General features: G+C 66.8%; 11 protein-coding genes. All 11 read left to right on the forward strand.

Features of this window, described 5'->3' with window-relative positions:
* The first annotated feature begins 299 nt into the window (after positions 1-299).
* Positions 300-743, forward strand: a complete 444-nt coding sequence (gene gspG, locus IRZ12_RS11425) for a type II secretion system major pseudopilin GspG (protein WP_296468474.1) — start codon at positions 300-302, stop codon at positions 741-743.
* Positions 715-1,266, forward strand: coding sequence for a prepilin-type N-terminal cleavage/methylation domain-containing protein (locus IRZ12_RS11430; RefSeq protein WP_296468476.1), 552 nt, complete (start codon positions 715-717; stop codon positions 1,264-1,266). Before gspG ends, IRZ12_RS11430 begins: the two co-directional genes overlap by 29 nt.
* Entirely contained in the window at positions 1,253-1,624 is a 372-nt protein-coding gene (gene gspI / locus IRZ12_RS11435; protein ID WP_296468477.1) for a type II secretion system minor pseudopilin GspI, read from the forward strand. The genes IRZ12_RS11430 and gspI overlap by 14 nt, the downstream gene beginning before the upstream one ends.
* Positions 1,621-2,244: a type II secretion system protein J gene (locus IRZ12_RS11440; protein ID WP_296468479.1), complete on the forward strand. Its 624-nt coding sequence runs from the start codon at positions 1,621-1,623 to the stop codon at positions 2,242-2,244. Before gspI ends, IRZ12_RS11440 begins: the two co-directional genes overlap by 4 nt.
* Entirely contained in the window at positions 2,241-3,221 is a 981-nt protein-coding gene (gspK, locus tag IRZ12_RS11445) for a type II secretion system minor pseudopilin GspK (RefSeq protein ID WP_296468481.1), read from the forward strand. Before IRZ12_RS11440 ends, gspK begins: the two co-directional genes overlap by 4 nt.
* A complete protein-coding gene (gene gspL / locus IRZ12_RS11450) occupies positions 3,218-4,603 on the forward strand; it encodes a type II secretion system protein GspL (protein ID WP_296468482.1) in 1,386 nt (461 codons plus the stop codon). Before gspK ends, gspL begins: the two co-directional genes overlap by 4 nt.
* Positions 4,600-5,181, forward strand: a complete 582-nt coding sequence (gene gspM / locus IRZ12_RS11455; RefSeq protein WP_296468484.1) for a type II secretion system protein GspM — start codon at positions 4,600-4,602, stop codon at positions 5,179-5,181. Before gspL ends, gspM begins: the two co-directional genes overlap by 4 nt.
* Positions 5,181-5,924 (forward strand): type II secretion system protein N, encoded by a 744-nt coding sequence (gene gspN / locus IRZ12_RS11460; RefSeq protein ID WP_296468486.1) that lies wholly within the window; start codon positions 5,181-5,183, stop codon positions 5,922-5,924. Before gspM ends, gspN begins: the two co-directional genes overlap by 1 nt.
* Before the next feature lie 4 nt (positions 5,925-5,928).
* Positions 5,929-8,421, forward strand: coding sequence for a type II secretion system secretin GspD (gene gspD / locus IRZ12_RS11465; protein ID WP_296468488.1), 2,493 nt, complete (start codon positions 5,929-5,931; stop codon positions 8,419-8,421).
* Between the two features lie 21 nt (positions 8,422-8,442).
* Complete coding sequence (gene gspE / locus IRZ12_RS11470) at positions 8,443-9,867, forward strand: type II secretion system ATPase GspE (protein WP_296468491.1); 1,425 nt, start codon at positions 8,443-8,445, stop codon at positions 9,865-9,867.
* Positions 9,868-9,937: 70 nt separating this feature from the next.
* Positions 9,938-10,521: type II secretion system F family protein (locus IRZ12_RS11475; RefSeq protein WP_296468493.1), on the forward strand; the 584-nt coding region annotated here is incomplete at its 3' end.

Consider the following 10,521-nt stretch of genomic DNA (forward strand, 5'->3'; position numbering starts at 1 on the left):
TTTTTGTTTTAACCACACCCCCCCCCACGGGGGGGGGGGGGGGGGGGCGGCGGGGACGGGGCCAGCAGGATGGCACCCCACACGCCCACGCCCGCCGCGAAGAGCAACATCGCAACGATGGCGACCACCTTGGGAAGATTAGGGGTTACCCGCATCGGACACTCCGGCTGAAACCGTGAAAACACGGCAAATCATGACTTTCACGCGGTGCCCCGCTTACGACAGGGATACCCACACCATGAATTGTCACGCAAAGCGGCGATAATAGTGCCGCCAAATTACGATACGGAGTTTACGCTGTGACACGGTCACACTCTATTCGGCCCCGACGCCAAGCGGGTTTCACCCTCATCGAAATCATGGTCGTCGTGGTCATCCTGGGGATTCTCGCGGCGCTGGTGGTTCCGCGGGTGCTGGACCGCCCCGACCAAGCACGCGCAGTGGCCGCCAAACAAGACATCTCCGGCATCATGCAGGCGCTCAAGCTCTATCGCCTGGACAACGGCCGTTACCCCACCACGGAACAAGGCCTGCGGGCACTGGTGGAACGCCCCACTACCGGCCAGGTGCCCCCGAACTGGAGGCAGTACCTCGATCGCCTGCCCACCGACCCCTGGGGCAATCCGTACCAATACCTCAATCCCGGCGTACATGGTGCCGACGTAGACGTATTCTCGCTGGGCGCCGACGGGCAGCCCGGCGGCGAAAACGCCGATGCGGACATTGGATCCTGGGATCTCTGAACTCGCCGCCGAGGGCCGGGCGGGGGAAAGCCGCGCGCCCGCCCGACGTGCGCGCGGATTCACGCTGATCGAGCTGATGGTAGTGGTCGTGATCATCGGCATCGCCGCAGCGGCCGTCACCATCCGCGCCTTTCCCGACCGCCGCAAACTGCTGCGCGACGACGCGGAACGCCTGGCGCAGCTGTTTTCCGTGGCGCAAGGCGAAGTGCGCGCCGACGGCCGGCGCATCACCTGGGAAGCCAACGAAGAAGGCTACCGCTTCGTGCGCCGAGCACGCGTACTGACTCCCGGCTCCCTGCTGGCCCGGCGCACATCGGTCTATACCCTCGAGACGTTCGAGCACGACGAACTGCTCAAGCCGCGACGCTGGACCGACGGCCCCGTGACCGTCCAGGTGGACCCTCCGGGCCCGCCCGTATTCACTTCCGAATGGATCCCCGGCCCCATGGTCGTCCAACTGCGCAACGCCGATGCCATCGTGACCATCCTGCGCGACGAGGCGGGACGCTATGCGGTCCGATGAAGCCGGCTTCACCCTGGTGGAGGTGCTCGTGGCGCTCGCCATCGTGGGCGTGGCGCTGGCTGCCTCGGTACGGGCCGTCGGCATGATAGGCCAGAACAACGCGGCGCTGCGGGCCAAGTCGCTGGCCTTGGTCGAAGCCGAAAACCAGCTGGCCGAGCTGCGCCTCGCCCGCGTCATGCCGAGCCCGGGGCGGCAAACGGAAGCCTGCCCCCAGGGCCCGCTGGCGCTGCAATGCGAACGGGTCTTCACCAATTCGGAGAACAACAACATCCGCCAGGTGATGATCCGCGTCTATCCGGAGGGCGAGCCGGACAGAGTGCTTGCCCAGGTCAACGGTTTCCTGAGCGCCTTGCCATGAAGCGCGCGCAAGCCGGCTTCACCTTGATCGAGGTCCTGGTGGCGATCGCCCTGATGTCGGTGGTCGCCATTATCTCGTGGCGAGGCCTGGAGAACGTCAGTGCCTTGCAGCGGCGGCTCGCCTCGGACGCAGATGAGGTGGAAAGCACCATCCGCATGTTGGGCCAGATCGAACGGGACCTCGCCATGCGGGCGCCTGATACGCTGCTGGATGACGGCGTCCCGAGCAACGCCAAACGGCCCGGAGCCCCCACGCTGCCGCAGAGCCTGCGCATCACGTTCAAGGAAGCGGCGGATGCCTCGGCCACGCTCGAGATCATCCGCAGCGACGCCGGCGACCCCGCGGCATGGCAGCGCGTGGTGTGGTTCCTGGACGGCGCGATATTGCGCCGCGCGGCCGGCAAGTCCGCCCGCCAGTATCCGCTGCCGCCCGCCGGCGACGGCGCCGCGATTCTCGACGGCATCACGCGGTTCGCCATCCGCGCCTGGGCGCCCGGGCAAGGCTGGGTCAACCCGCCGTTTCCCGCAACGGGCACCGCATTCACCGGCCTCGAGATTTCCGCCGAGCGCCGCACCGCGGCACGCCTGGAGCGTTATCGCCGGGTGGTGGTGCTGGAATGAATGCGCGCACACACGCTCCCCGCCGCCAGCAGGGCATGGCCGTCGTCAGCGCCCTGCTGATCGTCACGGCCGTCGCGGTCTTGGTCACCGGGCTGTTCCAGCGACAGGCCGCCGCGGTACGCGCCGTGGAGAACGAACAGGCCCGCATCCAGGCGCGCTGGCTGCTCCAGGGCGGCCTCGACTGGGCGCGCCTCGTACTGAGGGAAGACGCGCGCCGCAATAGCACTACCCGCCTCGGCGAGCTGTGGGCGACCCCAGTGGCCGACACCCGGGTCACTCGCCCCGGCGACGACCGCGTCGCGCTTTTTTCGGGGCGCATCGAAGATGAACAGGGCAAATACAATCTGCGCAACCTCGCGAAAGATGGCGTGCCGCAACCGACGGAAGTCGCTGCGCTGGAGCGCCTGTGCACGATGCTTGGCCTGCCGGCAAGCCTGGCGCCCCGCATCGCTTTGCGGATCGCCAGCGCCCAGGCGGCACCGGCCACGTCGGAGACCTCCGGCGGCGCCTCGCCCACGGGCGCCGATGCCAACGGGGAGTCGGTCAGCGGCCATGGGCCCAGCGCTCCCATGATCCGGTCGGTGGACGACCTGGAAGGCCTCGCCGACATCACCGAAGAGACCATCGAGGCATTGCGGCCCTATGTCACCGTCTTGCCCGAAGCAACCGCCGTGAATGCCAACACTGCCCCCGCAGAAGTACTCGCGGCTGTCGTCCCGGGCCTGTCCCTGGGCCAGGCGAGGGCGATCACGGAACAACGCAATGCTGGCAGCTGGTTCAACGATCGTGCGGATTTCAGCAACCGTTTGGCCAATCCTGACATTACTATCACCGACTCGCAGATCGTCACGGTCAGCAAGTGGTTCCTCGTCTCGGGCTCCGTGACGCTGGAACGCGCAACCGTCACAATGCAAGCGCTGGTATCGAGAGCCAACGCCAACTCTCCGGCGGTGGTCTGGAAAAGGGAGACGAATTGAAGACAACGTTGCGGCTGGAGCTTCCCGCCCTGACCTCGCTGCATGCCGATTCGCGAGTGGCTTTTGCACTGCTCGACCGGCAGCACGCGGTCCAGCGCACGGGCGAGCTGCCCCTGGCCGAACTCGCCGCCGCGCTGCCTGCCAGCAGGGTCGAAGGCATATTGCATCCGGCCGACTGCGTCGTGGCCACGGTCACCGTGCCGCCCGTTCCCGCGCACAAGCTCCAGGCCGCTGTCGAAGGGGCGGTCGAGCCCATGCTGCTGGGCGACATCGAGACCCTGGCCGTAGCCCATGGCGCGCGGGCGAGCGACGGCACCGTCGCCGTCGCCTGGGCCGCGCGCGACCCCGTAGCCCGCGCCCTGCGCCTGTTGGCCGATTGCGGCCTGCCAGCCGACGCGCTGATACCGGCGCCGCTGGCGCTGCCGCCCACCGACATGGGGTGGACAGTACTCGTGCGGGGCGAATACGTCGTGGTCCGCACCGGCCGGCAAGACGGCCAAGCCTGGCTCATCGATCCCTTGGCCACCACCGAGACCGACCCGGCCGTCGCCGCGCTGCTCCCGGCCCTTGAGCAATCCGCGCCTGCGGTCGTGAATTGGATCGATCCGCCCCCCGCGGCCTGGCCCGACATACAAGGAACCGAAAAGCGGTCGCTGCCGGCCATGGCACGGTGGCAAGGCCCCGCGCCGGCGTGGTCGCTGGCGCTGCCCGCATTGCAGCCGAACCGCAAAGGCCGGACTCCGTGGCGCCGCCCGGCGGCCTGGGCGGCAGCGGCAGCCGCCGTCTGGATCCTGGGGCTGAACGTCCATGCCTGGCAACTGGGCCGCGAAGAGGCCGCACTGCGCCAGCGCATGGCCGCCCAGGTCAAGGCGGCATTCCCCGACATTCCGGTCGTGCTCGACCCCGTGCGCCAAGCAGAACAACGCCGCGACGCCTTGCGCGCGGCAGGCGGCGAGTTCGGTTCGTCCGATTTCCTACCCCTTGCCTTGGCGGCAGCGCAACTGTTGCCCGCCGCCTCGAACAATGTGACGGCCCTGCGCTACACGCCAGGCGAGCTGCGCCTGCGCCTCGTGGATGCCGACATCGGCATGGTCCAGAAGGCCGAGGCCGCTCAGGCGACCGCCAAGCCTCAACCATCCCAGGGCCTGAGGCGGCTCGCCACGCGCCGGGGATCGACACCGCCCGCTCCCCCTCCCGCCAATACCGTGCGCAGGGAAATCGACCCGGCCATCCTGCAGCGCGCGACAAGCCTCGGTTTGCACGTCGACCATGACGAAGGCGAATGGATCATCCGATCGACGGCGGCTGCAGAACCGGACAATGCCGCCCGCCCGCCCAGCCAAAGCGGGGTACGCATACAACAGAACTCTTCGCCGCGATGAAGTTGCCCGCCTTCAACCCCTCTCTTCCCCCGGCATTGGTCCGGCTCGCTGCCGAAGCCGAGCGGCGCTGGAACCGGCTGGCCCCACGCGAGCAGCGGCTGCTCCTCGCAGCCGGCCTCGTGGCAGGAATCGCCCTCGTGTTCCTGCTCTTCGTAGAGCCGGCCTGGACGCGCTACTCGCGCCTGGAAAGGCAACTGCCGCTGCTGCGCACGCAAGCAGCGCGGGTCGATGCGCTCACGGCCGAAGCGCGGAGCCTGCAACGCGTGCGCAGCGGCAAGATGACGGTGGAAGAAACGCGCCGCACGCTCGCGGAGAGCCTGGAGCGTGCTGGCATCGTTGCGGAAGTCACCTCTGCCCCGCCGCCAGAGGGCCAGACCAGCGAAGCCATTCAGGTTTCGTTCGACGAAGTACAAGCCAGCAATCTGATGCAATGGCTGGCTTCGGTACCGGGGCAAACCCGTTTGCAATTGGCGGAAGCCGAACTCGAGCGACCCGCCGATGAAAACGGCCGCCTGCTGACGGGCAAGGCCTCCGGCGTGTTGATATTCGTCCCGGCCGACGCCGGACAGGGCCGGTAATGCGTACCTGGCTCAAACTCCTGCTATGCGTCGCGGTGGCGGCCGCCGCCGCGCTGGCCGTGCTTCCCGCACGCTGGTTGATCGCGGTCGTCCCGCAGCAATGGCCGGTAGCCGTGGTCGATGCTTCCGGCACCCTCTGGCGGGGCAGCGCCCTGCTGGCGCTCGGCTTCCCGGAAGCGCGCAGCACGCTGCCCGCCCCCATCCAGTGGCAAACGAAGTGGTCCGGAGGGCCCGCGATCGAAATCCGCCATCCGTGGCTGGACGCACCCCTGAGCCTGCGACTGCAGACGAACGGCTTCCTGCTGTCGGCTGGCACGTTGAAACTGCCGGCTTCCACGCTCGCACAACTCGGGGCGCCCTTCAACACGCTGCGGCCCTCAGGCGAACTGCGTTTGAAATGGCCCTCGCTGCGGCTGAACGGCAACATCCCCTCCGGCGAAATCATCGTCGCCGAATGGAGCAATGCCGGGACGGCCCTGTCGTTGTTGCGTCCCATCGGACATTACCGCGCCCGGGTAACCGGAGAAGCAGGCAACGCAGTATCGCTTGCGCTCTCCACGGTGTCCGGGCCGCTGAACATGGAAGGGAACGGCCGCTGGACCGCCCGTTCCGGCTTTACCTTCAAGGGGGTAGCCCGCCCCGTACCCAATGCATCTCCCGAAGTCCGTGCCGCGCTGCAAAGCACCTTGTCCGCACTCGGCCGCCGTTCGGGCGACGACTCCATCCTGCAAATCGGCCGATAAGATCATGCCTATGCTCAACCAAGCCTTCTTCCGAAACCGCGCCGCCCGCACGCCTCTTCTGCGTAGGCTGGCGGCGGCGGTTTCTTCGGCCCTGCTGGCTCTTGCCGCACCGCCATCCTTCGCGGCTTCCGCGCCCGGCGCGAGCAATGCGGCTGCCGCAGACGGCGTCGTGCTCAACTTCGTCAACACAGAGCTGGAAGCCGTCGTGCGCGCGCTGGGCCAGTTCACCGGCAAGACTTTCCTCATCGATCCGCGGGTCAAGGGGCAGCTTACCCTCGTGTCCGAAAATCCGGTCAACCGCGACACCGCGTACCGGATGTTGCTGGGCGCGCTGCGCATGCAAGGCTTCGCGGTAGTGGAGGTCGACGGCGTCAGCCGCGTCGTCCCGGAAGCCGACGCCAAGCTGCAAGGCAGTCCCGTGACGAGCGCGACTCCGTCCGGCAGCGGCGGGCAGCTCGTTACCCGGGTCTTCAAGCTCAATTACGAGAACGCCGCCAACCTGGTGCCGGTCTTGCGCCCGATGATCGCGCCCAACAATCCGATCAATGCTTACCCGGGCAACAACACGCTGGTCATCACCGATTACGCGGACAACCTGCAACGCATCGCCAACGTCATCGCCAGCATCGATACGCCGTCGGCCATCGCTACCGACCTGATCGAGATCAAGCATGCGATCGCCACGGACGTCGCCGCCATGGTGAGCCGGCTCCTGGACCAAGGTACAAGCAGCGACGCCACCCAGCGCGTCACCGTCGTGGCCGACCCGCGTACCAACAGCGTGCTGGTACGCGCCAGCAGCCCGGCCCGCACCAAGCTCGCGCGGGACCTGATCGCCAAGCTCGACAACCCCTCCGCGCGCAACTCCAACATGCACGTGGTCTATCTGCGCAACGCCGAGGCAGTCAAGCTGGCCGAGGTGCTGCGGGGCGTACTGACCGGCCAATCGGGCACCGGCACGCTGGCGGGCACGAGCAGCCTGAGCGGAGGCCTCTCCGGCAGTTCGACCGGCCTGGGCGGGACTTCAACCGGCAGCGGCCTGAGCTCCAACTCCAGCACCACCACCGCCACGTCGACGACCTTGGGCAGCAATACGGGGCAAGCGGGTTTGTCGGGCTCGCTCGGCACGAGCACGCTGCAGTCCGGCTCCACCGTATTTTCAGGTGGCGGAGCGACCGTGCAGGCGGATGCCACCACCAATACCCTCATCATCACGGCGCCTGAACCGCTGTACCGGAGCCTGCGCGAGATCATCGACCAGTTGGACGTGCGCCGGGCCCAGATTTTCGTCGAAAGCCTGATCGTCGAAGTGTCCGCCGAAACAGCGGCCGAGTTCGGCATCCAATGGCTGACGGGCTTGGGCAACCTCAACGCGGGCAACGGCACTTCCGTGGTGGGCGGCACCAGCTTTGGAGGCACCGGCTCCAACATCATCAGCACGGCGCAAAACATCGGCTCTATCGGCAAAGGCCTGAGCATCGGCATCGCCAAAGGTTCGGTCGACATCCCAGGCATCGGGCGGGTGACCAACCTCGGCTTCCTGGCCCGGGCCCTCGAAACCCAGGCCGGCGCCAACATCCTGTCTACACCGAACCTGCTGACCTTGGACAATGAGCAGGCGAGCATCATCATCGGCCAGAATGTGCCCTTCATTACCGGCCAATACGCCCAAACGAGCGGCACGTCCACCGTCAGCCCGTTCCAGACCATCGAGCGCAAGGACGTCGGGTTGACGCTCAAGGTCAAACCGCAAGTTTCGGAAGGCGGCACGGTCAAAATGGCGATCTACCAAGAAGTCAGCAGTGTCGACGACAGCCGGAGCAACAACGCGGGCATCATCACCAACAAACGGGCGATCGAATCGCACGTCCTGGTGGACGACGGACAGATCATCGTCATCGGCGGCCTGATCCAAGACCAGGTCACCGGGGGTGTGGAAAAAGTGCCTGGCCTGGGCGATATTCCCGGCATCGGCTCGCTGTTCCGCTACGACAACCGCAAGCGGACGAAAACCAACCTGATGGTGTTCCTGCGCCCGTATGTCGTACGGGACGGCGGTTCCAACAGCAACCTCATGGTAGACCGCTACGAATACATGCGCGCGCAGCAAGCGATGGCGCAACCGGGCTCGCACTGGCTGTTGCCCGACATGCAGGCGCCACAGCTTCCGCCGCGCATACCGGGCGCGGGCGATCCCATCCCCAACGGCAACGCAGGGGCCGGCCATGTTCCCCCCACGGTCGTCCCACGCGACATCGCTGCGCTGCAGGCGGACGACCCCACGCTGGTGCTACAGGTGATCGGGGCACCGTCCGAGATCGAGGCACAACTGGCTGCGCGTCGCATTGCCGATGCGGGCATGAACGCCTATGTGGTGCAGAATGACCCGAACCGCTGGGACGTACGCATGCGCATCGCCCGCGACCGGGTCACGGTGGACACTACGCTGGCTGCGTTGAGGCATCTCGGTTACGCGGCCGAGATCGTGACTCGGTGAAGGCAACGACAAGCACGTGATATGAATCCATTGCCTTACTCCTGGGCGCGGGCACAACGAGCGCTGCTCAGCATACGGCCGGAGGGCAACCTCTTGACGGTCAGCCCGCGCACACCGGCATGGGCCATTGCGGAAATCCAGCGCCGCCACGGAGCGGTGCGGATTACGCGGATTTCCGATGCCGAACTGGAAACCCGGCTGACGGCGGCGTATGCCGATACGGGAGATGCCGCCGCCGTAGTCGGCGCCGCCGAGAACGAAATCGACCTGGCGCGGTTGATGCAGGACATTCCCGAAGTCGAGGACCTGCTCGAGACCCAGGATGACGCCCCGGTGATCCGCATGATCAATGCACTGTTCACCCAGGCGGCGCGGGACGGGGCGAGCGACATCCACATCGAGCCCTTCGAAACCCATTCGGTCGTGCGCTACCGCGTGGACGGGACGCTGCGGGATGTCGTGAGCCCGCGCAAGGCGCTGCATGCGGCGCTGATCTCCCGCATCAAGATCATGGCGAACCTCGACATCTCGGAAAAGCGCCTGCCACAGGACGGCCGCATTGCGCTGCGCGTGGGTGGGCGCCCCATCGACGTCCGGGTTTCCACGCTTCCCACGGGGCACGGCGAGCGCGCCGTCCTCCGCCTGCTGGACAAGGAGGCAGGACGACTCGAACTCTCGCGCCTGGGCATGGCCCCCACTTTGCTCGCGCAGCTGGACAAGCTCATCCACCAGCCTCACGGCATCGTGCTGGTCACCGGCCCGACCGGCAGCGGCAAGACGACCACGCTCTATGCCGCCCTGGGGCGGCTCGACGCCTCGACCACCAACATCCTGACCGTGGAAGACCCGATCGAATACGACCTGCCCGGCGTCAGCCAGACTCAGGTTAACTCGAAAATCAACATGAGCTTCGCGGTCGCGCTCCGAGCCATCCTACGGCAGGACCCGGACGTCATCATGATCGGCGAAATCCGCGATCTCGAAACCGCACAGATTGCGGTGCAAGCGTCGCTGACGGGCCACCTCGTGCTCGCCACCCTGCACACCAACGACTCGGTGTCGGCAGTCACCCGGCTCACCGACATGGGTGTGGAGCCCTTCCTGCTATCCTCGTCGCTGCTGGGAGTGCTGGCACAACGCCTGGTTCGCCGGCTCTGCCCCGACTGCAAACAGCCGCACACTGAGCCCGATGGCCGCGTCGTGTACCGCCCCGTGGGTTGCGCGACCTGCAGCCATACCGGCTACTTGGGCCGGACCGGCATCCATGAGCTCTATACGGTAGACGATACGCAGCGACAATTGATCCACTCCGGGGCGAGCGAGCACGAACTGCGCAATGCCGCCCTAGCCGCCGGCATGCGCACCATGCGCGAAGACGGCGAACGCTGGATCACCGCGGGCGAGACCTCGCCCGAAGAAGTGGTGCGCGTCACGCGGGACGTATGAATAGGAAACCGGCGCACGGGTGCCGCGGCGCAGGCTGGCGAAAACATAAGTCGTAGGGAAAAAATCTGACATGCCTTCGTATCGCTTCGAAGCCGCCGACGCGTTGGGCAAGCTCGAGCGGGGATACATCGATGCCGACAACCCCCGCGCCGCACGCGCCCAGCTTCGGACGCGAGGGCTCACGCCGCTCGTCGTCGAAGAGTCCGGGACACAGCGCGGCGGTCGCGGATCCCGCGCGTGGTTCAGCACCCGGATGTCGGACGCGGAACTGGCCTGGGCGACCCGGCAACTGGCCAGCCTGCTGGCCGCGCGGCTTCCGCTCGACGCTGCATTGACCGCCACGGCGGAACAGGCGGAGAAGAAACACGTCGCCGAAGTCATGACGAGCGTACGGGCCGACGTGCGCGCCGGCCACCGGCTCGCCGACGCCCTGTCCGCGCGGCCGCGCGACTTTCCTGAAATTTATCGGGCGCTGGTTGCAGCGGGAGAAGAGTCCGGGGATCTCGCCCACGTCATGGAGAAACTCGCCGGCTACATCGAAGAGCGCAATGCCTTGCGCACGAAAGTCCTGACCGCCTTCATCTACCCGGCCGTCGTGGCGCTGGTATCCGTAGGCATCGTCATTTTCCTGCTGGGCTACGTCGTGCCCCAAGT

Source organism: Pigmentiphaga sp. (genome assembly GCF_019689535.1).
GTDB lineage: Bacteria > Pseudomonadota > Gammaproteobacteria > Burkholderiales > Burkholderiaceae_B > Pigmentiphaga.